The sequence below is a fragment of the Enterobacter sp. KB-280D8 genome (genome assembly GCF_041399405.1).
Lineage (GTDB): Bacteria > Pseudomonadota > Gammaproteobacteria > Enterobacterales > Enterobacteriaceae > Enterobacter > Enterobacter cloacae_N.
Map to the genome: position 1 here is coordinate 1 of NZ_JBGKEC010000027.1, position 850 is coordinate 850.

Below are 850 nucleotides of genomic sequence, written 5' to 3' on the forward strand. Positions count from 1 at the left end.
ACGGCTTACAGAACGCTCCCCTACCCAACAACACATAGTGTCGCTGCCGCAGCTTCGGTGCATGGTTTAGCCCCGTTACATCTTCCGCGCAGGCCGACTCGACCAGTGAGCTATTACGCTTTCTTTAAATGATGGCTGCTTCTAAGCCAACATCCTGGCTGTCTGTGCCTTCCCACATCGTTTCCCACTTAACCATGACTTTGGGACCTTAGCTGGCGGTCTGGGTTGTTTCCCTCTTCACGACGGACGTTAGCACCCGCCGTGTGTCTCCCGTGATAACATTCTTCGGTATTCGTAGTTTGCATCGGGTTGGTAAGCCGGGATGGCCCCCTAGCCGAAACAGTGCTCTACCCCCGAAGATGAGTTCACGAGGCGCTACCTAAATAGCTTTCGGGGAGAACCAGCTATCTCCCGGTTTGATTGGCCTTTCACCCCCAGCCACAGGTCATCCGCTAATTTTTCAACATTAGTCGGTTCGGTCCTCCAGTTAGTGTTACCCAACCTTCAACCTGCCCATGGCTAGATCACCGGGTTTCGGGTCTATACCCTGCAACTTAACGCCCAGTTAAGACTCGGTTTCCCTTCGGCTCCCCTATACGGTTAACCTTGCTACAGAATATAAGTCGCTGACCCATTATACAAAAGGTACGCAGTCACACCCGAAGGTGCTCCCACTGCTTGTACGTACACGGTTTCAGGTTCTTTTTCACTCCCCTCGCCGGGGTTCTTTTCGCCTTTCCCTCACGGTACTGGTTCACTATCGGTCAGTCAGGAGTATTTAGCCTTGGAGGATGGTCCCCCCATATTCAGACAGGATACCACGTGTCCCGCCCTACTCTTCGAGTTCACA

1 rRNA gene is annotated in these 850 nt (G+C 52.9%); it reads right to left on the reverse strand.

Annotated features, from left to right (window positions below):
- A 23S ribosomal RNA gene (locus tag AB8818_RS22855) occupies positions 1 to 850 on the reverse strand; the annotation flags it as partial.